General features: G+C 67.7%; 20 protein-coding genes. 11 read left to right on the top strand and 9 right to left on the bottom strand.

The features are described 5' to 3' along the window. From ctaD to SGRAN_RS15160, 9 genes are all read left to right on the top strand, one after another. The gene (gene ctaD, locus SGRAN_RS15195; protein WP_067108883.1) at nucleotides 1-1,668 is read left to right on the top strand and encodes a cytochrome c oxidase subunit I; all 1,668 of its coding nucleotides are present in this window, start codon (nucleotides 1-3) and stop codon (nucleotides 1,666-1,668) included. A 209-nt stretch (nucleotides 1,669-1,877) separates the two neighbouring features. Then, the gene (locus tag SGRAN_RS15190) at nucleotides 1,878-2,789 is read left to right on the top strand and encodes a heme o synthase (RefSeq protein ID WP_067187114.1); all 912 of its coding nucleotides are present in this window, start codon (nucleotides 1,878-1,880) and stop codon (nucleotides 2,787-2,789) included. Next, nucleotides 2,786-2,926, top strand: a complete 141-nt coding sequence (locus tag SGRAN_RS22630) for a hypothetical protein (protein WP_169799671.1) — start codon at nucleotides 2,786-2,788, stop codon at nucleotides 2,924-2,926. Before SGRAN_RS15190 ends, SGRAN_RS22630 begins: the two co-directional genes overlap by 4 nt. Further along, nucleotides 2,923-3,477 (top strand): cytochrome c oxidase assembly protein, encoded by a 555-nt coding sequence (locus tag SGRAN_RS15185; RefSeq protein WP_067185038.1) that lies wholly within the window; start codon nucleotides 2,923-2,925, stop codon nucleotides 3,475-3,477. Before SGRAN_RS22630 ends, SGRAN_RS15185 begins: the two co-directional genes overlap by 4 nt. An 81-nt stretch (nucleotides 3,478-3,558) precedes the next feature. Then, a complete protein-coding gene (locus tag SGRAN_RS15180) occupies nucleotides 3,559-4,434 on the top strand; it encodes a cytochrome c oxidase subunit 3 (RefSeq protein WP_067108880.1) in 876 nt (291 codons plus the stop codon). Between the two features lies 1 nt (nucleotide 4,435). Further along, nucleotides 4,436-4,831, top strand: coding sequence for a DUF983 domain-containing protein (locus SGRAN_RS15175; RefSeq protein WP_067185036.1), 396 nt, complete (start codon nucleotides 4,436-4,438; stop codon nucleotides 4,829-4,831). Then, complete coding sequence (locus SGRAN_RS15170) at nucleotides 4,824-5,465, top strand: SURF1 family protein (RefSeq protein ID WP_067185033.1); 642 nt, start codon at nucleotides 4,824-4,826, stop codon at nucleotides 5,463-5,465. The genes SGRAN_RS15175 and SGRAN_RS15170 overlap by 8 nt, the downstream gene beginning before the upstream one ends. Before the next feature lie 28 nt (nucleotides 5,466-5,493). After that, on the top strand, nucleotides 5,494-6,891 hold the full coding sequence (gene thrC, locus SGRAN_RS15165; RefSeq protein WP_067187112.1) for a threonine synthase: 1,398 nt from the start codon (nucleotides 5,494-5,496) through the stop codon (nucleotides 6,889-6,891). 4 nt (nucleotides 6,892-6,895) lie between these two features. After that, the gene (locus tag SGRAN_RS15160) at nucleotides 6,896-7,780 is read left to right on the top strand and encodes a class I SAM-dependent methyltransferase (protein ID WP_067187113.1); all 885 of its coding nucleotides are present in this window, start codon (nucleotides 6,896-6,898) and stop codon (nucleotides 7,778-7,780) included. A gap of 14 nt (nucleotides 7,781-7,794) precedes the next feature. On the opposite strand, the gene SGRAN_RS15155 is transcribed toward SGRAN_RS15160, so the two are convergent. After that, nucleotides 7,795-8,925 carry a GGDEF domain-containing protein gene (locus SGRAN_RS15155; RefSeq protein WP_237233531.1) on the bottom strand — a complete coding sequence of 377 codons (1,131 nt, stop codon included), beginning with the start codon at nucleotides 8,923-8,925 and terminating at the stop codon, nucleotides 7,795-7,797. Between the two features lie 211 nt (nucleotides 8,926-9,136). Here SGRAN_RS15155 and SGRAN_RS15150 point away from each other — a divergent pair, with 211 nt between their 5' ends. Then, the gene (locus SGRAN_RS15150; protein ID WP_067185028.1) at nucleotides 9,137-10,168 is read left to right on the top strand and encodes an acyl-CoA dehydrogenase family protein; all 1,032 of its coding nucleotides are present in this window, start codon (nucleotides 9,137-9,139) and stop codon (nucleotides 10,166-10,168) included. 9 nt (nucleotides 10,169-10,177) lie between these two features. Here SGRAN_RS15150 and SGRAN_RS15145 read toward each other — a convergent pair whose 3' ends face one another. After that, nucleotides 10,178-11,308, bottom strand: coding sequence for an acyl-CoA dehydrogenase family protein (locus SGRAN_RS15145; protein ID WP_067185025.1), 1,131 nt, complete (start codon nucleotides 11,306-11,308; stop codon nucleotides 10,178-10,180). A gap of 47 nt (nucleotides 11,309-11,355) precedes the next feature. Then, nucleotides 11,356-12,105, bottom strand: a complete 750-nt coding sequence (locus SGRAN_RS15140; RefSeq protein WP_067108863.1) for a helix-turn-helix transcriptional regulator — start codon at nucleotides 12,103-12,105, stop codon at nucleotides 11,356-11,358. 140 nt (nucleotides 12,106-12,245) lie between these two features. Between SGRAN_RS15140 and SGRAN_RS15135 the strand changes: the two genes are divergently transcribed. Beyond that, on the top strand, nucleotides 12,246-14,711 hold the full coding sequence (locus SGRAN_RS15135) for a TonB-dependent receptor (protein WP_067185022.1): 2,466 nt from the start codon (nucleotides 12,246-12,248) through the stop codon (nucleotides 14,709-14,711). A 24-nt stretch (nucleotides 14,712-14,735) separates the two neighbouring features. On the opposite strand, the gene SGRAN_RS15130 is transcribed toward SGRAN_RS15135, so the two are convergent. The 6 genes from SGRAN_RS15130 to SGRAN_RS15105 all read right to left on the bottom strand — a co-directional run bounded on the left by SGRAN_RS15130 (nucleotide 14,736) and on the right by SGRAN_RS15105 (nucleotide 22,643). Continuing rightward, on the bottom strand, nucleotides 14,736-16,169 hold the full coding sequence (locus tag SGRAN_RS15130) for a UbiA family prenyltransferase (RefSeq protein WP_067185019.1): 1,434 nt from the start codon (nucleotides 16,167-16,169) through the stop codon (nucleotides 14,736-14,738). Beyond that, nucleotides 16,156-17,406 (bottom strand): hypothetical protein, encoded by a 1,251-nt coding sequence (locus tag SGRAN_RS15125; RefSeq protein WP_067185016.1) that lies wholly within the window; start codon nucleotides 17,404-17,406, stop codon nucleotides 16,156-16,158. The genes SGRAN_RS15130 and SGRAN_RS15125 overlap by 14 nt, the downstream gene beginning before the upstream one ends. Beyond that, nucleotides 17,403-17,786, bottom strand: a complete 384-nt coding sequence (locus SGRAN_RS15120) for a DMT family transporter (RefSeq protein ID WP_067185013.1) — start codon at nucleotides 17,784-17,786, stop codon at nucleotides 17,403-17,405. Before SGRAN_RS15120 ends, SGRAN_RS15125 begins: the two co-directional genes overlap by 4 nt. A gap of 537 nt (nucleotides 17,787-18,323) precedes the next feature. After that, entirely contained in the window at nucleotides 18,324-19,919 is a 1,596-nt protein-coding gene (locus SGRAN_RS15115; protein WP_067185010.1) for an acyl-CoA dehydrogenase family protein, read from the bottom strand. A gap of 180 nt (nucleotides 19,920-20,099) precedes the next feature. Then, nucleotides 20,100-21,314, bottom strand: a complete 1,215-nt coding sequence (locus SGRAN_RS15110; protein WP_067185007.1) for an acetyl-CoA C-acetyltransferase — start codon at nucleotides 21,312-21,314, stop codon at nucleotides 20,100-20,102. Between the two features lie 132 nt (nucleotides 21,315-21,446). Beyond that, nucleotides 21,447-22,643, bottom strand: coding sequence for a CoA transferase (locus SGRAN_RS15105; protein WP_067185004.1), 1,197 nt, complete (start codon nucleotides 22,641-22,643; stop codon nucleotides 21,447-21,449). Nucleotides 22,644-22,651 lie beyond the last annotated feature (8 nt).

The raw sequence follows: 22,651 nt of genomic DNA, 5'->3' as shown, positions 1-22,651 counted from the left end.
ATGACCGATATCGCAGCGACTGCACCCGTCCACGGCCACGATCATGCGCATGACGAGCATGATCATGTGCCCGGTTTCTTCACCCGCTGGTTTCTCTCGACGAACCACAAGGACATCGGGACGCTCTACCTGATCTTCGCGATCTTCGCGGGCATCATCGGCGGCGTGATGTCGGGGATGATGCGCCTCGAACTCGCGGAGCCGGGCATCCAGTATCTCCACGGCTGGGCGCAGTTCTTCGATCCGGCCGCGGGCGATACGCAGGCGAAGCATTTCTGGAACGTGCTGATCACCGCGCACGGGCTGATCATGATCTTCTTCATGGTGATGCCGGCGATCATCGGCGGTTTCGGCAACTGGTTCGTGCCGCTGATGATCGGCGCGCCCGACATGGCCTTCCCGCGCATGAACAACGTCAGCTACTGGCTGACCACGGTGGCGTTCGTCCTGCTCGTCGGGTCGATGTTCGTCCCCGGCGGCAGCGGGCTCGGCGCGGGCACGGGCTGGACGCTCTATGCGCCGCTGTCGACCAGCGGATCGGTCGGCCCGGCGGTCGACATGGTGATCTTCTCGGTCCACCTCGCGGGCGCGGCGTCGATCCTCGGCGCGATCAACTTCATCACCACCATCTTCAACATGCGCGCACCGGGCATGACGCTCCACAAGATGCCGCTGTTCGTCTGGTCGGTGCTCGTCACCGCCTTCCTGCTGCTGCTGTCGCTGCCGGTCCTCGCCGCGGCGATCACCATGCTGCTGACCGACCGCAATTTCGGCACCACCTTCTATGACGCGACGGGCGGCGGCGATCCGGTGCTCTACCAGCACCTCTTCTGGTTCTTCGGCCATCCGGAGGTCTACATCATGGTGCTGCCGGGCTTCGGCATCATCAGCCAGGTCATCTCGACCTTCAGCCGCAAGCCGGTGTTCGGCTATCTCGGCATGGCCTATGCCATGGTCGCGATCGGCGTCGTCGGCTTCATCGTGTGGGCGCACCACATGTTCACCGTCGGCATGAGCGTCAACCTGAAGATGTATTTCACCGCGGCGACGATGGTCATCGCGGTCCCGACCGGCATCAAGATCTTCAGCTGGATCGCCACCATGTGGGGCGGCTCGCTCAGCTTCAAGACGCCGATGCTCTGGGCGCTGGGCTTCATCTTCATGTTCACCGTCGGCGGCGTGACCGGCGTCGTTCTCGCCAACGGCGGCGTCGACACCAACCTGCACGACACCTATTATGTCGTCGCGCACTTCCACTACGTGCTGTCGCTGGGCGCGGTCTTCTCGCTCTTCGCGGGCTTCTACTACTGGTTCCCGAAGATGTCGGGCCGGATGTACAGCGAAGTGCTGGGGCAACTCCATTTCTGGATCTTCTTCATCGGCGTGAACGTCCTGTTCTTCCCGCAGCACTTCCTGGGGCAGCAGGGCATGCCGCGCCGCTATCCCGACTATGCGGAGGCCTTCACCTATTGGCACCACATCTCGTCGATCGGCTATGCGATCATGGCCGTCGGGATGCTCTTCTTCTTCGCGAACATCGTCTATGCCTATGTCGCGGGCAAGAAGGCCGCCGCCAATCCGTGGGGCGAAGGCGCGACGACGCTCGAATGGACGCTGTCGAGCCCGCCGCCCTTCCACCAGTTCAACGAACTGCCGCGTATCGCCTGATCGGGTTCTGCCCCCTGCCGCCACATTGGCAGGGGGCGTCTCTTTCAAGGCCGGTTTTTGGAATGTGTGAGCGTATCGAAGTCGTCATCGCAGCCCCGGACCTGATCCGGGGGGGAGCAGTCCAGAGCAAGTTTTCGCTACTCTGGATCGCCGACCCCCGGTTTTCGCCCGGGTCGCAATGACGGACCGAAAAGGTTAGCATGTCCGATATGACGCACAGCCTGACCCATGCCGGTACGGCGCTTCCCGCCGACTGGCGCGATCTGTTCGCGCTGACCAAGCCGCGCGTCATGTCGCTCGTCGTCTTCACGGCGGCGTGCGGGCTGCTCGCGGCGCCGGGGCATATCCATCCGGTGCTCGCCTTCTCGTCGATCCTCGCGATCGCGCTGGGGGCGGGGGCGTCGGGGGCGCTCAATCAATGGTATGAGGCGGCGCTCGACGCGAAGATGAAGCGCACCGCCGGACGCCCGCTGCCCGCGGGCCGGCTCGATCCGCAGACGGCGCTACAGTTCGGCGTCGGGCTTGCCGCCTTCTCGGTGTTCCTGATGCTGTTCGCCGCCAATTGGCAGGCGGCGGCGCTGCTGACCGTGTCGATCCTCTTCTACGTCATCGTCTATACGATGTGGCTCAAGCCGCGGACGCCGCAGAATATCGTGATCGGCGGGGCGGCGGGCGCCTTTCCGCCGCTGATCGGCTGGGTCGCCGCGACGGGTCATGTCGCGCCGCTGCCGGTGCTGCTCTTCCTGCTGATCTTCCTGTGGACGCCGCCGCATTTCTGGGCGCTGGCGCTGTTCGTGCGGTCGGACTATGCCGCGGCGGGCATCCCGATGATGCCCGTGGTCGCGGGCGAGACGTCGACGCGGCGGCAGATTCTGTTCTATGCGATCATCATGGCCGTCGCGGCGGTCGCGCCGTGGCCGCTCGGCTATGCCGGCGCGCTCTATGGCTGGACCGCGGCGATCCTGTCGGCGCTGTTCGTGCTATTGTCGGCGCAGGTCGGATTGCGCCGTTCGGTCGAAAACGACCGGATGCAGCCCGAAAAGCGGCTCTTCGCCTTTTCCGTCGCCTATCTTTTCATCCTGTTCGGCGCGATCGTCGCCGACCATATGTGGCCGCTATGACAGACGAACCGACGCAAGAGCCTTTCGACGAGGCCGAATATCGCCGCCGCCAGCGCAGCCGGGCCAATCTGACCGGCTGGATCCTGGGCGGACTGGCGCTGCTCTTCTTCTTCATCACGATGGCGCGAATGGGATGACGGACAGCAAGAATCTGCGGACCGCGATGCTCGCGGGACTGGTTGCGGTCATGATGATCGGGCTCGGCTTCGCCGCGGTGCCGCTCTACAATCTCTTCTGCCGCGTCACCGGCTTCAACGGCACGACGCAGCGTTACGACCCTGCCGCCGCCGCCGAGGAGCCGCAGGTGCTCAGTGACACCATCTCGGTGCGCTTCGACGCCAACGTCTCGCCGAAGCTGCCATGGAAATTCTATCCCGAACGGCCGCGCGACACGGTGAGCATCGGCGCGCGCGACATGGCGATCTTCATCGCCGAGAATAATTCGCCGCATCCGATCACCGGCACCGCGACCTTCAACGTCACCCCCGACCAGGCGGGCAAGTATTTCACGAAGATCCAGTGCTTCTGCTTCACCGAACAGGTGTTGCAGCCGGGCGAGCGGATTCGCATGCCGGTGCTGTTCTTCGTCGATCCGAAGATCAAGGACGATGTCGACGCGCGCGACATTCAGGAAATCACGCTGAGCTATACCTTCTACCCTGTGGACGAGGGCAAAAAGGCGAGCTAAGGCCGCGATCGAGAGTCTAATAACCAGACCGGCGGTGCGATGGGGAATCGCGATGCTGGGGCAATAAACGGGAACTGCGACATGGCTGGTGCCAAACATCACGATTATCACCTCGTCAATCCCAGCGTCTGGCCGATGATCGGCTCGCTGGCGGCGCTCGTCATGTTCTTCGGCGCCGTGATGTGGATGCACACCGATTATTTCGGCGGGTCCGGCAAGTGGGTGTTCTGGCTCGGCATCCTCGGCATCATCGTCACCTTCTTCAGCTGGTGGAGCAAGGTGATCGAGGAAGCGCACGAGGGGCATCATACCCCCGTCGTCCAGCTTCACCTGCGCTATGGCATGATCCTGTTCATCGCGTCCGAAGTCATGTTTTTCGTCGGCTGGTTCTGGGCATGGTTCGATTTCGCGCTCTTCCCGGTGCCGGTCGAGATCGTGGACGGTGCGGTCAGCTCGCTGTTCGGTCAGGACGGCGCGGCGGCGATCACCCAGTGGCCGCCAAAGGGCATCCACGTCATCGACGCCTTCTCGCTGCCGCTGCTCAACACGCTGATCCTGCTCTGCTCGGGCACGACGATCACCTGGGCGCACCATTCGCTGATCCACGGCGATCGCGAAGGGCTGAAGAAGGGGCTGTGGCTGACGATCATCCTCGGCGCGATCTTCTCGACGATCCAGGCCTATGAATATTCGGCGGCGCCCTTCGCTTTCGGCGAGATCAACTACAGCTCGGCCTTCTACATGGCGACCGGCTTCCACGGTTTCCACGTGCTCGTCGGGACGATCTTCCTGATCGTCTGCCTCGTCCGCACCTACAAGGGCGATTTCACCCCGCAGCAGCATTTCGGTTTCGAGGCCGCGGCCTGGTACTGGCACTTCGTCGACGTCGTGTGGCTGTTCCTGTTCATCATCGTCTATGTCTGGGGCGGCTGGGGCGCTCCGGTCGCTGCGCACTGATTTGCCCGGCGAAGCTCCGAAACAGCAAGGGCAGCCGCCGCTCTGGCGCGCTGCCCTTTTCGGTCTCTGCCCCGAATGCGGGGCGTCGGGACTGTTCGAGGGGCCGGCGCGCTTCCGGCCGCGATGCCGCGCCTGCGGGCTCGATTACGGCCGCTACAACGTCGGCGACGGGCCGGCGGCCTTCCTGACGCTGATCATCGGCGCGCTGCTGATCGCCGCGGCGCTCAGCCTCGATTTCGCCTTCGAGCCGCCGCTGTGGGTGCATATCCTCCTGTGGGTGCCGCTGACCGCCGCCGCGGTCCTCTATGGCCTGCGCGTCGGCAAGGCGGCGCTGCTCGCCAGCGAGCATCAGCGGCAGGCGGCCGAAGGGCGCCGCGCCGAGGACGGCGATGACTGACCCCGCGACTCCGGCGCGGCGCTGGCCGCTGATCCCGACGCTGCTGGTCGCGGCGGCGGTGGCGGTGATGATCGCGCTCGGCGTCTGGCAACTCCAGCGCAAGGGGGAGAAGGAGGCGCTGATCGCGCTCTACGAGCGCAACGGGGCGATGGCGTCGAGCGTCGCCTATCCCGAGCTTCCGCCCATTCCCGACGCGCTGCTGTTCCGCAAGAGCAGCGTGGTCTGCCTCGAACCCGTCCGCTGGGACCCGCGCAGCGGCACCGACCGCCGCGGCCGGACCGGCATCCGCATGATCGCCGATTGCCGGACCGGCGCCGAGGGGCCGGGCGTTCTCGTCGACGTCGGCATCGCCGACGATTTCACGCCGCCTGCGTGGAAGGGCGGCGTTGTGGCCGGCACGATCGTCCCCGGTCCCGACCAGCCGGGGCTGATCGAGCATCTGACGGGCAGGGCGGTGCCGGCGCGGGCGATGCTCGTCGCCGACCAGCCCGCGCCGGGCCTGCGCGCGAGCGCGGTGCCGTCGGGCGCCGACGTGCCGAACAACCACCTTGCCTATGCCGTGCAATGGTTCCTGTTCGCCGCGATGGCGGTGGCGATTTACGTCCTCGCGCTACGCCGCCGCTTGCAGCGATGACGGCGCGCCGTTAGGGCGCATGGCCGAGATGGATTATATCAGCACCCGCGGCTCCGCGCCGACCCTCGACTTTCGTGCCGCCACGCTTGCCGGCCTCGCTGACGACGGCGGCCTCTATGTGCCCGCGCGCTGGCCGCGGATGACGACCGACGCGATCCGGGCGCTCGCGGGGCTCGATTATGTCGAGACGGCGGTGCGCGTGATGGCACCCTTCGTCGCCGGCGTGCTGAGCGAGGACGAACTGCGCGGGCTGTGCAAGGCCGCATACGGCCGCTTCGGGCACGATGCGGTGACGCCGCTCGTCCAGCTCGACCATCGCCACTGGCTGCTCGAACTCTTCCACGGCCCGACGCTGGCGTTCAAGGACGTGGCGCTGCAACTGCTCGGGCAGCTTTTCGAAACCTTCCTGCGCGGCGGCGAGACCGAGCTGACGATCGTCGGCGCCACCTCGGGCGACACCGGATCGGCGGCGATCGAGGCGGTCGCGGGACGCGACCATATCCGCATCTTCATGCTCCACCCCGAAGGCCGGGTCAGCGACGTCCAGCGGCGGCAGATGACCACTGTGCTCGCGCCTAACGTCCATAATATCGCGATCGACGGCAGTTTCGACGATGCGCAGGCGATGGTGAAGCGGCTGTTCGGCGATGCCGAGGCGCGGGGTCAGCTGACGCTGTCGGCGGTGAACAGCATCAACTGGGCGCGGCTGATGGCGCAGGTCGTCTATTATTTCTATGCCGCCGTGCGGCTCGGCGCGCCTGAGCGGCCGGTTGCATTCAGCGTGCCGACCGGCAATTTCGGCGACGTCTTCGCGGGCTATGTCGCGGCGCAGATGGGGCTGCCGATCGCGCGGCTGGTCGTCGCGACCAACGTCAACGACATTCTCCACCGGGCGCTGACCAGCGGCGATTACAGCGCGGGCGCCGTCACCCCGACCGCGACGCCGAGCATGGACATCCAGGTCAGCAGCAATTTCGAGCGGCTGTTGTTCGACCTGTCGGGCCGCGACGGCGCGGCGATCGCCGGGATGATGGCCGAATTCGACCGCAGCCGCGCGATGACGATCCCCGCCGACATGCGCGCCGGCGCGCAGGCGCTGTTCTCGAGCGCGCGCATCGACGCCGACGGCATGACGCTGGCGCTGCGCTGGGCGCAGGAACGGGGCGGGCAGATCATCGATCCGCACAGCGCCGTCGGCCTCGCGGCCGCGCGCGCGCTGGAGATCGACGGTGACGTACCCGTCGTCACGCTGGCGACCGCGCATCCCGCGAAGTTCCGCGACGCGGTCGAACGCGCGACCGGGGTGCGTCCGGCGCTGCCGCCGCGGCTCGGCAACCTGTTCGAGCGCGAGGAGCGCTACAGCAAGCTGCCCGGCGACTATGACGCAGTGAAGGCGCATATCCTGGCGGAAGCCGCCCGTGGCTGACCTGCTGCCCCTGGCGACGCTCGTCGGGGACGCGTGGGAGGATTATGGGCTGGTCGACAGCGGCTGCGGGCGCAAGCTCGAACGCTATGGCCGCTATCGCTTCATCCGCCCCGAACCGCAGGCGATGTGGCAGCCCGCGCTGCCGCAGGCCGAATGGGACAAGGCCGATGGCGAGTTCGTCCCCGCGTCGGACGAGGATGGCGGGGGGCGCTGGTATTATCACCGCCCCGTGCCCGCCGAAGGCTGGCCGCTCGGCTGGCGCGAGGCGCGCTTCACCGCAAGCTGCACGCCCTTTCGCCACCTGGGCTTCTTTCCCGACATGGCGCCGGTCTGGGATTGGCTGCGCGAACAGGTCGCGGGCAAGACCGATCCGGCCTTCCTCAACCTGTTCGGCTATACCGGGGTCGGCAGCCAGGCGCTCGCGGCTGCCGGTGCGGCGGTCACGCATGTCGACGCCTCGAAGAAATCGGTCGCGCAGGCGCGCGAGAATGCCGCGCTCGCCGGCATAGCCGAACGGCCGATCCGCTGGATCGTCGACGACGCCGGCAAGTTCGCGGCGCGCGAGGTGCGGCGCGGACGGCGCTACGACGCCATCCTGCTCGACCCGCCCAAGTTCGGGCGCGGCCCCAACGGCGAGCGCTGGCAGATCGAGGAGGGGCTGGCGCCGCTGCTCGCCGATTGCCGCCACCTGCTCGACGCCGACAGCCGCGCGCTGTTCCTCACCGTCTATGCGGTGCGGATGTCGGCGCTGGCGATCGGCGAACTGCTGGCGCAGCTATTCGCCGATCTGCCCGGCAAGGTCGAATGCGGCGAACTCGCGGTGCGCGAGGAGGCGCGCGGACTGCTGCTGCCCACCGCGATCTTCGCGCGCTGGAGCCGCCACGACTGACGGCCCCGGGCTCGTCAGGCGGCGATCTCGATGCGGTTCCGCCCGCTTTCCTTGGCGCGGTAGAGCGCTTCGTCGGCGGCTTTCAGCGCCGCGCGCGGATCAGCATAGCCGAAGACGTCGGCCACCCCGCCGGAAAAGGTGATCTGCCCGAACGGCTCGTCGGTCTTGCGGTTGATCAGGCGGCGCGCGGACAGCCGCTCGCGCGCGTCGTCGAGCTGCTTCGCTGCCTCGCTCGGCGTCAGGCCGCGGAACAGCATCACGAATTCCTCGCCGCCGTGGCGCGCGACATGGCAATGGTCGTTCGAGATGTGGGCGAGCGTGTCGGCGATCATCTTGATGACCCGGTCGCCGGCGTCGTGCCCGTGCACGTCGTTGATCTTCTTGAATTCGTCGATGTCGCAAAAGGCGACGCTCAGCGCCTCGCACGCCGCGCGCGCTTCGCCATGGTGGCGATCGAGCAGCGCCTCGAAGGCACGGCGGTTCGGCAGGCCGGTCAGATAGTCGATCTCGGCATCGCGCTTGGCGCGGGCGAGGCTGCGACGAAGCGCCTTCGCCTCCTCCTCGCTCCGGTGCATGTCGTCCTCGGCCTTGCGGGTGCGTTCGAGCATCGTGCGCGCCAGCACGGCGAGGTTGGAGACGATTCGCCCCGTCTTCTCGACCTGTTCGAGGTCGGACACATGCTGCGCCAGCTCGACGCCATAATCGCTGGTGACGCTGCGCGCCTGCCGGGTGCTGGCCTGGAAACTGTCGAGATCGGTTTCGAGCTTGGCCATCAGCCGGTCGAGGTCGGCGCGTCCCTGCTGCTCGGGTTCTTGTGCGACCAGCTCATCGAGCCAGGGCTGGGTGATCCCCTCTGCCGATTGCGATCGCGCCGCGAACTGGCGCGCAAGCTTGGGGTTGGTTCCGGAAAAGGCGCCATGCGCCAGGACGAGGTTGGCGGGCGAAATATCGAGGTCGTTGTCGAGAAGGAAGGACATGATCGAATGGGCGAGTTGACTTCGCACTTCATGGGGGCGGTCGCGCGCCTCACCCATTTGGGCCGCCACCGCACCGGGGGCATCGTCGTGCCCCCGCGCGGATTTGAGCCCCAGCCAGCCAAGGAGCCGCCCAACCGGCTCGTTCGATGATGTTGCGTAAGTGGTCATATGGCCATTAACGAGCGCTTGTAGCGATGATTAAGCCGCGATTAGCCACGGCGCGACCTGACACGCTCGCCAGCTAGAGCATCGTGGACCAAAGCGGCATGATCTCAATGGAAAAGGGCGGCCGCATGCGCCGCGCCGGCACGGAAGCGATTGGAGAGACGACGATGACGGCATGCCGATATGATCTCGTCGCGGCACGGGCCGGGTGACGATGGCGGGCCTCGACCTTCCGCTCGATGCCGGACGCCAGATGTTGCGCGACAGCGTGCAGCGCTTCCTTGCCGACAGGGAACGGGTGGGGTGGGCCGACCTGACCGCGCTCGGCCTCGGCGGCGTCACGATCCCCGAGGCGGCGGGCGGCTTCGGCGGCGGCGCGGTCGAGACGGCGCTGCTGATGGCGGAGCTGGGACCGGCGCTGGTGGGTGCCGACTGGCTCTCGCACGCGGCGGCGACCTGGCTCGTCGGGCGTCTGGCGCCGGGTCACGCTGCACTGGGGGCGCTGGCCGAGGGGCGGCAGCGGGCGGCGCTGGTCTGTCCGGCGACAGCCGCCGCCATGCCGATCGTTGAGGCGGCGGACGGGGGATGGCGGCTGCGCGGACTGGCGACGCTGGTCGCCGGCGCGGCCGAGGCCGACCTGTTCGTCGTCGCCGATCCGCAGGCGGTTCTGCTCGTCGCCGCCGACCCCGACCGCGTCGAACAGCGCCACCGGATCATGCTCGACGGCGGCGTCACCGCCGACCTGGGCTTTGCGTCCGATCCCGCCAAGGTCGAAGCGCTTGCCGGGGGGGAAGCGGCGCGCGCGGCGACCGAGATCGTCACCGACATGGTGCTGGCGGGACGGTGCGGCGAGGCCGTCGGGCTGATGCGGCGCATGATCGACGATACCGCCGCCTATATGGGGCAGCGCCGGCAATTCGGGGTGCCCATCGGCTCGTTTCAGGCGCTGCGCCATCGCTGCGCCGACATGCAGCTCGCACTGATGAAGGCGGCCGCGCTCACCGAGCTGGCGGTGCTGTCGGTGGACGGCGACGAGGCGGCGCGCGCCGCCGCGGTCGGTGCGGCCTGCGTCGAGGTGCAGGACGCGGTGCGGATCGTCGGCGAAGGCGCGGTGCAGATCCATGGCGCGATGGGGCTGACCGAGGAACTGGCGCTCGGCAGCCGTTTCAAGCGTGCGCTGGGAATCGCGGCAGCGATGGGGCCGCAGGCCGCGCATCTCGCGCGCTTTGCCGAGGCGGCGGCCTGAAGGCGGCGGTCAGCCGAGAATCTGGCGCGCGATCAGGTCGCGCTGAATTTCGTTCGATCCCGCATAGATGGTGGCCGCGCGCCCGTTCAGATAGCGCGGCACCGCGACCGCAAGGCTCGGCGGCGTGTGGCCGTCGGCTTCGCTCCACGCCGCCGGACCGGCGATTTCGCACGCCAGCGTGTCGATGCGCTGCGCCGCTTCGGTGCCGAACAGCTTGAGCGCCGAGGCATAGAGCGCCGCGCCGCCGCCAAGGCCGCGCATCGCCTTCATCTCCAGCGCCTGCAACGCGCGCAGCGTCACCGCCTCGCGGTCGAGCCGCGCCCGGATCACCGGGTCGGGCACGTCGTGGCCGCGCAGGCGGCGAAGCTGTCCCATCAGCGTCGGCGCATATTTGCCGCCGCGTTCGAAGGTGAGCAGATGCTTGGCGACCGACCAGCCGTCATTCTCCTCGCCCAGCCGGTTGGCGACGGGGACGCGGACGTCGTCGAAGAAGACCTGGTTCAGTTCATGCTCGCCGGCGAGGGTGCGGATCGGCTCGACGCTGATGCCCGGCGACTGCATGTCGAGCAGCAGGAAGCTGATCCCCGCCTGCGGCTTGCCCTCGTTCGACGTGCGCACGAGGCAGAACATGCGGTTCGCGAAATGGGCGTGCGTCGTCCAGATCTTCGACCCGTTGAGGACATAGTCGGTGCCGTCGCGGACCGCGCGAAGCTGAAGCCGGCCGAGGTCGGAGCCGGCGCCGGGTTCCGAAAAGCCCTGGCACCAATAATCCTCGCCCGACAGGATGCGCGGCAGATAATGCGCCTGCTGATCGGGCGAGCCATAATGCATGATTACCGGGGCGACCATCTTCAGCCCCATCGGCGCAAGGTTCGGTGCGCCCGCCGCGACGCATTCGGCGGCGAAGACATAGCGCTCGATCTCGCTCCAGCCCGGTCCCCCGAACCGTTCGGGCCAGTCGGGCGCCGCCCAGCCGCGCGCATGCAGGATGTGCTGCCACGGCAGCGATATGGCGGGATCGATGAAGACGCTGGTCGCGCGCTCGGCGGCGCGGCGCAGTTCCTCGGTCAGATGCTCGGCCAGGAAGGCGCGCACCATGTCGCGGAACGCGTGAAGATCGGGTTCGAGTGCGATGTCCATGCCCTGTTCCTAAACGGCGCGGCGACCCGGCCAAGCTGGCGGATGCGTCAGGCGGCCTGCGCGCCGACGAAGCCCAGCCCGGCGGCGATCTGGATCGACTGCGCGCGCCCGGTGGCGCCCAGCTTGGCGGCGGCGTTGCGCAGGTGAAAGCGCACCGTCGACACCGACAGCGACAGGATGATGCCGATCTCGCCATCGGTCTTGCCCGCGGCGGCCCAGCGCAGGCACTGCACCTCGCGCCGGGTCAGCGTCTGCGGCACGGTGGCGTTGCGCGGCCGGCCCCGCGCCTCGTTGTGCGTCGCGACGAGGCGCAGCGCGAGGTTGTGCATCGTGCCGGCATGCGCGCGGAACAGCGCCTCGACCCCGACCGGCTCGCGCGAGCACCAGAAGACGGCGCCGACCAGTCCGCGTGGCAGATGGACTGGCGCGATGATCGCCTCGCCGAAATTGGGGGTCTCCTTCGCCTGCTGGCAATCGACCGCGTCGAGCAGCGCGGTCGCGCGCCAGCTGCCGAGCCGCCCGTCGCTGTAATAGAAGGGTTCGGCGATCAGCCGCGCCGCGGTCAGGAAGGCGACGTGCAGCGCCAGCTTGCGGTCGCGCCAATAGGCATAGGCCGGATCGATCCAGCGGAAGCTGGTCTCCGCATAGGGGCGGCCGTGCTCGTCGGCCATCGGTTCGGGATCGCCGAGGTCGGCCTGCGCGGCGATATAGGAAAGGCCGGTCGCGTCGCCGATCGCCTGCACGTCGGCGATCAGCGCGGGAAGTTCCGACCAGCAAAGCGCCCGTTTGTCCGTCACATGTCCTCCCCCCGGTTCGATACTGACACAGATGCCAGCTTGTGAGCGGGGCCGCAATTATATCCTCTGACAGGGTCCGGCCGCGCCGGCGCTCGCGCAAAGACGAGCCGCATCGGCCAGCCGCTTGAGGGAGATGACGAATGAAGGCCTATCGACTGTTCCTGCTCGCCGGCACCGCCGCCGGCCTGTCCGTTGCGCCGTCGGCGCTGGCTGACGAGGCGGAAACGACGGCGCGGGCCGACGGCGAGATCATCGTCACCGCGCAGCGCCGCGCCGAATCGCTGAACGACATCGGCATGGCCGTGCAGGCGGTCGACGCCGCGACGCTGGAAAGCCTGCGCGTCACCGACGTGCGCGACCTGACCGCGGTGGCGCCGAGCTTCACCGTGTCGCAAAGCTATCAGGGCGTGCCCACCTATACGCTGCGCGGCATCGGCTTCAACACGATCAACCTGTCCGCGACCTCGACCGTCGGCACCTATGTCGACGAGGTCGCCTATGCCTATCCGATCATGAACACCGGCCCGATCATGGACCTCGAGCGCGTCGAGGTGCTGAAGGGACCGCAGGGCACGCTCTATGGTCGCAACACGACGGCCGGACTGATCAATTTCATCACCGCGAAGCCGACCGATCATTTCGACGCGGGCGTCACTGCCGAACTCGGGAACTACCGGACCTATAATTTCGCGGGCCACGTCTCGGGGCCGCTCGGCGAAGGGATTGCGGCACGGATCGCGGTGCGCAGCGAGAACAGCGACAAGGGTTGGCAGATCAGCAACTCGCGTCCCGGCGAACGGCTTGGCAAGGTCGACAAGCTGGGCATCCGGGGCTCGCTGGCGATCGACCCCGGCCCCGGCACCAGCATCGACCTGTCGGTGACCTGGTGGCAGAACAAGTCGGACACGGTCGCCGGGCAGGGCATCGGCTTCACACCGGCGACCGACCCTGTGACGGGGACCAGCGCATCGCACCTCTTCAACGCTCCGGGGCTGGCCGATTATATCGCCGGCAATTTCCCGACCCGGGCGAGCCAGGCGGATTGGGCGCCCGAGGCAGGGCGATCGGCCGACGTCGGCCGCGGTGCCGGACTGCCCGGCGACCTCGCCGAAGACAATCGTTTCTGGGGCCTGAAACTGCGCGTCGATCAGGATGTCGCCGATGCGGTGAAATTCGTCAGCCTGACCAGCTACAATGATTTCCAGCGCAAGGCGCTGTCCGACTGGAGCGGCGCGCCCTATGAAATCCTGCTGCAGAAGGCCGACGGCCGCATCAAGAGCTTTGCGCAGGAAGTTCATTTCGAGGGCGAGGCCGGCACGCTGAACTGGCTGGTCGGCGCCTATTACGGCCACGACAAGATCGTCGACAGCAACCGCACGATGCTCGGCGACAATGCGAACTCGCGCTTCATCCGCGCGGTGCCCTATATCCTCGTTCCCGGCGTCAACCTGCTCGACACGCCGTTCAATTCCGGCGGCTACACCGCAGCCGACATGGCGGCGGCCTTCCGTACCTATGAAGACATCGGCACGATGAACACCAGGACGTGGAGCGTCTTCGGAAATGCTGACGCCGAACTGACCGATCAGCTCAAACTGACGGTCGGTCTTCGCTATACCGAGGACAAGCAGGACTATGTGGGCTGTTCGCGCGACTACAAGGGCAGCATGCTGCCGAACGTCAACATCGTGAACCGCTTCCTCTTCTCGGCGGGGGGCACGCTGCCCATCCCGGCACCGATCGTAGAGGGGCAGTGCAACACCTTCGACGATGCGACCAACAGCTTCGGTCCGGTGGTGTCGACGCTGGACGAGAACAACCTCGCCTGGCGCGTCGTGCTCGACTGGTCGCCGAACGACGACACGCTGGTCTATGCGTCGGTTTCGCGCGGCTACAAATCGGGCACCTCGCCGGTCAACGCGGCGAGCAAGGCGCGCCAGAACGCCCCGGTTACGCAGGAAAAGCTGACGGCCTACGAACTGGGGCTGAAGGCGACACTGGCCGACCGCCTGCTGCAGGCCAATTTCGCCGCCTTCTACTACGACTATAAGGACAAGCAGATCAGCACCTATTTCGCCGATCCGATCTACACCGCGCTGTCGCGCCTCGACAATGTGCCCAAATCGAAGGCCTATGGCTTCGAGGGCGAACTGACGCTGCGCCCTGCGCAGGGCGTAACGATCGCCGCCAACGGCCTGTGGCTGAAGACCCGCGTGATCGACTATGTCGGCACCAACGCCGCCGGCCAGCCGGAGAATTTCGACGGGGCGGAGTTCATCTACAGCCCGCGCTTCCAGGGCAGCATCGTCGCGGCCTACGATACGCCGGTGACCGACACGCTGAGCGCCAATGGCGCGGTCAGCCTGCGCTATCAGGGCAAGGCGAACACGATTTTCGAGGACGATCCGCTCTACAAGGTCGATTCCTACGCCGTCGTCAACGCCAGTCTTGGCCTGAAGTCGCAGGCCGGCTGGTCGCTGTCGCTGTGGTCGAAGAATCTGTTCAACAAATATTATTGGTCGGCGGTCGCCAGCAACGCCAACGTCGTCGTGCGCTTCGCCAACCAGCCGCGGACCTTCGGCCTGACGCTGGGGTACGATTTCTAGGAAAGTGTGAAGCGAGCGTTGTCGTCAGCCGCCATATTTGGCGGCGACGACGATGACCGCGAGCAGGGCGCCGACGACGATGCTGCGCCGGTCGCGCAGCGCGAAGGCGACGGGATCGCCGTCGACCTGGCCGCGCCCCGCCATCATCCAGATGCGGTTGAGCCAATAGAGCAGCGGGATGACGAGCAGCCACAACAGCGCCGGATGCGCATATTCGCCGCCTTCACCCTTTTCGGCGGCGAACAGCAGCAGGACGAGCAGCGACACCATCCCCGACGCGACGCCGCCCATCGCGACGAACATCTTGTCCGACGGCACATAGCCGCGTCCCGACAAGAGCTGGTGCCGCTCGTTGCGGCTTTCGTCGAGCTCGACATAGCGCTTGAGATAACCGAGGCTGAGAAAGAAGAAGATCGAGAAGATCAGCAGCCACATCGACGGCGCAACCGCGATCGCGGCGGCGCCGACGATCATGCGGATCGTGTAGAGCGAGGCGAGCGCGAGCACGTCGGCGATCATCGCCGACTTGAGCCGGAAGCTGTAGGCGAGCGTCAGTGCGAAATAGGCCGCGAGCGCGGCAAAGGTCGCGGGGCCGAGCAGGAACCAGCCGATGGCGAGGCCCAGGATCGCGGCCGCGCCGCTGATCGCGAGCGCCAGCGGAATGCCGAGATCGCCCGCCGCGAGGGGGCGCGAGCGCTTGCGCGCGTGACGCCGGTCGGCGTCGATGTCGAGCAGGTCGTTGAGCAGATAGACGCTCGACGCGATCACCGACAGGCTGACGAAGGCGAGCGCCGCCTGCCCGAGCGCGACGAAATCGAGAATGTGGCCCGAGGTGGCGAGCGGCACGAAGACCAGCGCATTCTTCGCCCACTGGTGCGGGCGTATCGCCTTCACCAGCGCGCGAAACGGGCCCCTGGGGGGCGGGCCGACGCGCTGCTCGTTCGCCGAGCGGGTCGGAACGCCCACCGTGTAAGCGCGCCGCGCCTCGCGCCAGATCGCGCGGTCGGCGGTCGAATCGCCGACATAGTCGAAGGGTGCGTCGCCGATCGCGGCGCGGATCGCGTGCAGCTTCCCGGCGCTCTTCAGGTTGCGGCGGCGGCTCGACCCCAGATAGCGGTCGAACAGTCCCAGATGGCGCGCGACGCGGCCGACGTTGCGCCGGTGCGCGGCGCTGGCGAGGATGACCGGGCGGCCGTCGCGGCGCGCTTCGCCGATCAGGTCGACGACTTCGGTGCGCAGCGGCAACAGCGCCGGATCGACCGGATCGAGCCGGGCGAGGCGCGTCTTGAGCGCGGCGCGGCCCCACAGCAGCGCGATCAGCAACTGCCAGAACAGCGTCGGACTGCGCCGCATCAGGCGCACGAGCGATTCGACCGCAACATCGGCGCGGGTCAGCGTCCGGTCGAGATCGACGATCAGGGCGACCTTGGCCGGCTCGGCGGGATCATGCGGCGGCATCGAGCGCCTCCTTCAGGCGGGGGCGCAGCCGGTCCCAGGCGATGCCCCAGCCGACGACTGCGAACAGCATCAGCGCGGGGATCGCCGGGTCGCGATAGCGGGTGATGACATAGGCGGCGGCGTGCAGCGTCCAGAAACCGGCGATCGCCGCCGCGACGATCCAGCGCTGCCGCGGCGTTCCTCCGCCGGCGAGCAGGCCGAACAGCGCGAAGCCGAGGATGAGCAGATATTGCGCGACCTCGACGAAGCGCGCCGTCGCCACCGCGCGCGACTGCGCGAAATCGGCGGCGTCGGGGACGTTCGGCGCCCAGAACAGCGCGAGCTTGGTGAGGCCGAGACTCGCGGTTCGCGCGGGATGCGCGCCGGCATAGGCAATGGCGCGCGCGCCGAGTTCGGCACTCGCCCCGCGCTCGCCGAGCCGGCGGCGCATCTCCTCCCACTCGGGCCCCGCGGGGGTGTCGGCGATGCTGACGAAGGCGCCCGTCGCCGCGGGATTGTTGCCGAGATAGAGGTTGAAGCCGCCATTGGTGTTGAGCGTCGGCGCGCCGACCATGGCCGTGGTGGCGGCGGCCCAGGGGATGAGCAGGGCCAGCGCCCCGCCCCCGACCAGCAGGCCGCGACGCACCCGCTGCTCCCCCGTCCACAGCAGCGCGAGCAGCGGCGCGACGATCAGCGGCAGCGCAGACCCCCCGGTCAGGATCGCCGCGCCATAGGCGGCGCCCGCGAGCAGCGCGGCTGTGCTGCCACCACCGCGCAGCATCCGCCAAGACGCGAGCAGGACGAGCAGGAAGAGCGGCGCCGACAGATTCTCGCGCGCCAGCATCGCGCTGTTCCAGATGCCGGGTATCCACAGGGCGTGCACCAGCAGGAGCAGGAGGATCAAGGGCGGTCGCATCGCGATTTCGCGCGCGAGCAGCACCAGCAGCACCGCGCTCGCCGCCGCGAGCGCCAGATTCGCGGCGATCGCGGTCCCGACGCTCGCGCCGAACAGCGCGAAGAAAGGAGTCAGCGTCGCCGGATAGCCGATCGAATAGAAGGCGTGCTGTCCCCATTGATCGACCGGCCAATGCCCGCCTGCCATCGCCTCCGCCATGCGGAAATAGGCGAGACCGTCGTTGCCGAGCGGCTCGCCGATCGCGAACCAGGCGAGCAGGCGCACGCCGGCCGTCGCGGCGATCAGCGTTGCGACCAGTCCGCGATAATGGGCTTCGATCCAGGCGGCGGCCGCCCCGATCATGAACCGCCCGCGCTCTGCGCGACGAGAACGCAGCCGAGTGCGATCAACAGCGTACCGGCGATGCGCGTGGGCGACAGATGTTCATGAAAGGCCATCGCGCCGATCAGCATCGTGAAGATGAAACCCAGCCCCACGAAGGGGTAGGCGACGCTCAGCGGCAGGCGCGCGAGGACGAACAGCCACAGCACCGCGCCGAGGCCATAGAGCGCGAAGCCCGCGATCAGATAGGGCGAACTGGCATAGGCCAGCATGGTTTCGGACAGGGTTCGCGTGGCGCGTGCGCCCTGCACCCCCAGCTTGAGCAGCATCTGGGCCAGCGCCGACATGCCGACGCTGGTCAGGATGAGCAGCAGCAGCGGAGGGGAGAGGGTGGCATTCATCGCGCCCCTCTAGCCCGCGAGCTGTAAAATTACCCTTAAATCGCGGTAATCCATGACGATGCGCGACGGGGCGATGGCGCGTGTTCCTGTATCGTCACCCCGGATCAAGTCGGCAATCACCCCTTTTCGACAAGTCACTTTTCCCCGGCGAAAGCCGGGGTCCATGCGAAGCAGCGCTGTGTGGACCCCGGCTTTCGCCGGGGAACGGCTCCTGGCTTGCCTGAAGGGTATATATGCCGATCAGGTCCGGGTACGAGGAGAAAGTCGAAATATGCCGTTTGAATGTCTTTCGTGTCCCCGCGCAGGCGGGGACCCAGAGCGTCCATATGCCGACGCGGGCTTTTCGCCGCTCTGGACTCCCGCCTTCGCGGGAGCATAGAGGTTCATTTAGAGCGTGACATCAAATGATCGTCATTGCGAGCGGCGAAGCCGCGCGGCAATCCAGAGCGTACGCAGACCGCCCTGGATTGCTTCGCTCCGCTCGCAATGACGAAGCGGGTCTATCCAAAATCACCATGCTCTGAAAACGAATGCGATCTAGTTCCGCCCGGCGGTCAGCCCGCGCGCGATGACCTGCGCCTGAATCTCGGCCGCACCCTCGAAGATATTGAGGATGCGCGCGTCGCACAGTACGCGGCTGATCTCATATTCGAGCGCGTAGCCGTTGCCGCCGTGGATCTGCAGCGCGGCGTCGGCGTTCGACCAGGCGGCGCGCGCGCCGAGCAGCTTCGCCATTCCGGCCTCGATGTCGCAGCGCTTGCCCGAGTCCTTGGCGCGCGCGGCGGCGTAGCTCAACTCGCGCGCGGCGACGAAATCGACGAGACTCATCGCCAGCTTGTCGGCGACGCGCGGGAAATGGACGATCGCCCTGCCGAACTGCTTGCGAGCGAGCGCATAGGCGAGCCCGAGCTCGAGCGCGCGCCGCGCCACCCCGACTGCGCGCGCCGCGGTCTGGATGCGCGCGCCCTCGAAAGTGCGCATGAGCTGCTTGAAGCCTTGCCCTTCCTCGCCGCCGAGCAGCGCGTCGGCGGGGGCCTGCATCGCGTCGAACTGCAGCGCATATTCGCGCATCCCGCGATAGCCGAGCACCTTGATCTCGCTGCCGCTCATCCCCGCGGCCGGGAAGGGGTCGGCATCGGTGCCGCGCGGCTTGGGGACCAGCAGCATCGACAGGCCCGCATAGCCTTTGGCGTCGGGGACGGTGCGCGCGAGCAGCGTCATCAGGTCCGAGCGCGCGGCATGGGTGATCCAGTTTTTCGCGCCGTCGATCACCCAGCCGTCGCCGACCCGCCGCGCGCGCGTCTGGAGCGAGCCGAGGTCGGAGCCGGTGTCGGGCTCGGTGAACACCGCCGTCGGCAGTATCTCGCCGCTGGCGATCTTCGGCAGCCATTCGGCCTTCTGCGCGTCGGTGCCGCCCATCGCGATCAGTTCGCCCGCGATCTCCGACCGCGTGCCGAGCGATCCCGCGCCGATCCAGCCGCGCGACAGCTCCTCGGTGACGATGCACATGACGAGCTTGCCGAGGCCGAGCCCGCCGAATTCTTCCGCTATGCAAACGCCAAAGGTGCCGAGGTCTGCCATCGCCTGAACCGTGGCGTCGGGGATCAGGGCGTTGGCGAGGTGCCAGCCATGCGCGTGGGGGATGATCTCCGTTTCGGTAAAGCGCCGATACTGGTCGCGGATCGCGTCGAGGTCGGCGTCGTGCAGCGTTTCGCTCGGCCAATGCCCCTCGGCGAGCGCCGCGGCGACGGCGGTGCGGGTCGCGGCATGGTCGGCGTCGAGCAGATCGGCGCAGGCATCGGCGAGCGTTCGGGCGGCCACGCCGATGCCGAGGTCGGCCGGGCGGAAGATTTCATTTTGCCCCATCGGCAGCCCGCCGGCGAGCTGGCCGATGCCTTCGGCGAAGGCCAGCGTCGCGACCTGCGCATCGAGCGGGTTGGCGCCCCTTCCGGCCTCGAGCCAGTCGAGCACGGCTTCCAGCGCCGCGACCGTCGTCGCGACCCATGCGAAGCCGTGCGCCGCGCGCTGCTCGGCGTCGATCGGGTTTGCAGCCAGCCGGTGGGCGAGCGCGGCTTGCGCTGCGCTGCGATATACCTGCGCGGCGGTAAGAGCGTTATGCAAAGCCATGCGCATCGTCAGAGCTCATCCATTTGAGATTTAAGCGCGTTCCTTTTCCTTCTTCGTCACCCCGGACTTGATCCGGGGTCCAGCTTGCCACCGTCGCCGAGCGGGACCCCGGATCAAGTCCGGGGTGACGGGGAGGAGGGGCTTGTTTCAACCTGACCGCCCGATGCTCATCGGTGACTGCCTCTCTCAAACCGCGCGCTTGAAGATCGCGGCGATGCCCTGGCCGCCGCCGATGCACATCGTCTCCAGCCCGTAACGGCCGTCGCGGCGCACCAGTTCGCGCGTCAGATTGGCGAGGATACGCCCGCCGGTCGCGCCGATCGGGTGGCCGAGCGAGATGCCCGATCCGTTGACGTTGAGTATCTCGTTGCGGCTGTCGTCGTCGGACCAGCCCCAGCCCTTGAGCACCGCGAGCACCTGCGGCGCGAAGGCTTCGTTGAGTTCGACGAGGTCGATGTCGTCCCAGCCGAGCCCATTGCGCGTGAACAGCCGCTCGACCGCGGGCACCGGCCCGATGCCCATGCGGCTCGGGTCGCATCCGGCGGCTGCCCAGCTATGGAACCAGGCGATGGGTTCGAGGCCGAGTTCGTCCAGCTTGTCCTCGGCGACGACGAGGCATGCGGCGGCGGCATCATTCTGCTGGCTGGCGTTGCCCGCGGTGACGACGCCGCCTTCCAGCGCGCGCAGCTTGCCCAGCGTCTCCATGCTCGCGTCGGCGCGATAGCCTTCGTCGTGCGCGAAGACGACCGGGTCGCCCTTCTTCTGCGGCACGCTGACCGGGACGAGTTCGTCGTCGAACAGCCCCTTGTCCCACGCCGCCGCGGCGCGCTGGTGGCTGCGCACGGCGTAGGCGTCGGCCTGCTCGCGGGTGATGTTGTAATCCTTCGCCAGATTCTCGGCGGTCTCGATCATCCCGGTGATGACGCCGAAGCGCTCGACCGGCTGCGACATCACGCGGCCGCGCGTCAGCCGGTCGTGCAGCGTCAGATTGCCCGCGCGCACGCCCTTGCGAATGTCGGTCGTGTAATGTTCGACGTTCGACATCGATTCGACGCCGCCCGCGACGACGATATCGGACATGCCCGTCTGCACCATCATCGCGGCATTGACGACCGCCTGCAGGCCCGAGCCGCAGCGGCGGTCGAGCTGATAGCCCGGCACCTCGAGCGGCAGGCCCGCGGCAAGCCACGACCAATGCCCGATGCTCGGCGCCTCGCCATTGCCATAGCCCTGCGAAAAGACGACGTCATCGACGCGCGCGGGGTCGATCTTCGTGCGGTCGATCAGCGCCTTCAGGATGACGGCGCCGAGTTCGCCGGCGCCCATCGACGACAGGCTGCCGCCGAACTTGCCGACGGCGGTGCGGATCGGGGCGACGATGGCGGCGCGGCGCAGGGTCATTTCGGGTCTCCGTTCTGGACAGGGTCATTTAACTGCTTCGTCGCCCCGGACTTGATCCGGGGTCCCGCTTGTCGACGTTGCTGAGCGGAACCCCGGATCAAGTCCGGGGTGACGAAAAAGGGGAGAGCGATCTCAACCGACACCGACGATTCCGGCGTCGATCAGCCGGGCGATCTCGCCCGACGACAGCGACAGGCGGTCGGCCAGCACCTCTTCCGAATGCTCGCCGTTGCGCGGGGCGGGGCGGGGCGGCTGGCGGTCGGCCTGCGGGATCGTCGCGAAGGCGCCCGCGGCGGGATAGGCGAAGCCGCTCGGATTGGTCGCCTCCCCGAAGATCGGATTGTCCGCCACCAGCGCCGGGTCGTTCGCGGCGTCGAGCATCGTGCGATAGGGCGAATGGACGATCCCGCCCGCGTCGAAGGCGGCGGCGAGGTCGGCGTGGTCGCGGCGCGCGATCGCCCGCTCGAACAGCGGATAGAGCGCGTCGCGGTGCGTGAAGCGCAGCCCGTCGTCCTTCGCGAAGGACACGCCGCGTTCCGCCTCGACCGTCGCGACGGCGTCGCCGAGGTCGAGCGCCGCGATCAGATTCGCCCATTGGCGCGGCGTGACGACGACGATCATCGTCCGCTGCCCGTCGCGCGTCGTGAAATCGCGGCCGAACAGGCCATAGACGGCGTTGCCCAGCCGCGGCCGGTTCGCGCCGCTATAGAGCACCTCGGCGATGCCGCCCATGTTGGCGACGGTGCCGATCGCGACGTCGGACAGCGGCAGGCGCACCTCGCCGCCGTCGCCGGTCGCGGCGCGCCGCTGGACCGCGGCGAGCAGCGCGAAGGCGGCATAGGCGCCGGTGAGCAGGTCCCACGCGGGCAGGACATGGTTGACCGGCTCCGGCCCCGCACCGGTGAGCATCGGGTAGCCGACGCTGTTGTTCACCGTATAATCGAGCGCGGGCGATCCGTCGGCCCAGCCCATCACGCGGATGGTGATGAGGTCGGGACGCCCTTCGGCCAGCAGGTCGTGCGACAGGAAGCCCTTGACCGGGAAATTGGTGACGAACTGCCCCGTCGCGCGCACCAGCGCCTGCAGCAGTTCGCGCCCCTCGGGCCGGCCGAGGTCGAGCGCGACCGACTTCTTCGCGCGATTGAGATTTTCCCAATAGAGCGAATCATTGTTTTCCGTGACCGGCCAGCGCCGGAAATCGGGACCGCCGCCGATCTGGTCGACGCGGATCACCTCGGCCCCGAACTGGGCGAGATACAGGCCTGCGGTGGGCGAGGCGACGAAGGATGACGCCTCGATGACGGACAGGCCGGGCAGGAGGTTATACATGAGCCGCT

The sequence above is a fragment of the Sphingopyxis granuli genome (assembly GCF_001559015.1).
Classification (GTDB): Bacteria; Pseudomonadota; Alphaproteobacteria; order Sphingomonadales; family Sphingomonadaceae; genus Sphingopyxis; species Sphingopyxis granuli.
The sequence above is the reverse complement of the archived record's forward strand: the minus strand, read 5'-3'. Positions and strand labels throughout refer to the sequence as shown.

Coding starts and splice junctions, on each gene's coding strand:
- SGRAN_RS15120 (WP_067185013.1), bottom strand. CDS start 17,786: ATGAATGCCACCCTCTCCCCTCCGCTGCTGCTGCTCATCCTGACCAGC.
- ctaD (WP_067108883.1), top strand. CDS start 1: ATGACCGATATCGCAGCGACTGCACCCGTCCACGGCCACGATCATGCG.
- SGRAN_RS15135 (WP_067185022.1), top strand. CDS start 12,246: ATGAAGGCCTATCGACTGTTCCTGCTCGCCGGCACCGCCGCCGGCCTG.
- thrC (WP_067187112.1), top strand. CDS start 5,494: ATGGATTATATCAGCACCCGCGGCTCCGCGCCGACCCTCGACTTTCGT.
- SGRAN_RS15130 (WP_067185019.1), bottom strand. CDS start 16,169: ATGCCGCCGCATGATCCCGCCGAGCCGGCCAAGGTCGCCCTGATCGTC.
- SGRAN_RS15170 (WP_067185033.1), top strand. CDS start 4,824: ATGACTGACCCCGCGACTCCGGCGCGGCGCTGGCCGCTGATCCCGACG.
- SGRAN_RS15125 (WP_067185016.1), bottom strand. CDS start 17,406: ATGATCGGGGCGGCCGCCGCCTGGATCGAAGCCCATTATCGCGGACTG.
- SGRAN_RS15180 (WP_067108880.1), top strand. CDS start 3,559: ATGGCTGGTGCCAAACATCACGATTATCACCTCGTCAATCCCAGCGTC.
- SGRAN_RS15145 (WP_067185025.1), bottom strand. CDS start 11,308: ATGGACATCGCACTCGAACCCGATCTTCACGCGTTCCGCGACATGGTG.
- SGRAN_RS15155 (WP_237233531.1), bottom strand. CDS start 8,925: ATGACCACTTACGCAACATCATCGAACGAGCCGGTTGGGCGGCTCCTT.
- SGRAN_RS22630 (WP_169799671.1), top strand. CDS start 2,786: ATGACAGACGAACCGACGCAAGAGCCTTTCGACGAGGCCGAATATCGC.
- SGRAN_RS15110 (WP_067185007.1), bottom strand. CDS start 21,314: ATGACCCTGCGCCGCGCCGCCATCGTCGCCCCGATCCGCACCGCCGTC.
- SGRAN_RS15105 (WP_067185004.1), bottom strand. CDS start 22,643: ATGTATAACCTCCTGCCCGGCCTGTCCGTCATCGAGGCGTCATCCTTC.
- SGRAN_RS15150 (WP_067185028.1), top strand. CDS start 9,137: ATGGCGGGCCTCGACCTTCCGCTCGATGCCGGACGCCAGATGTTGCGC.
- SGRAN_RS15190 (WP_067187114.1), top strand. CDS start 1,878: ATGACGCACAGCCTGACCCATGCCGGTACGGCGCTTCCCGCCGACTGG.
- SGRAN_RS15185 (WP_067185038.1), top strand. CDS start 2,923: ATGACGGACAGCAAGAATCTGCGGACCGCGATGCTCGCGGGACTGGTT.
- SGRAN_RS15115 (WP_067185010.1), bottom strand. CDS start 19,919: ATGCGCATGGCTTTGCATAACGCTCTTACCGCCGCGCAGGTATATCGC.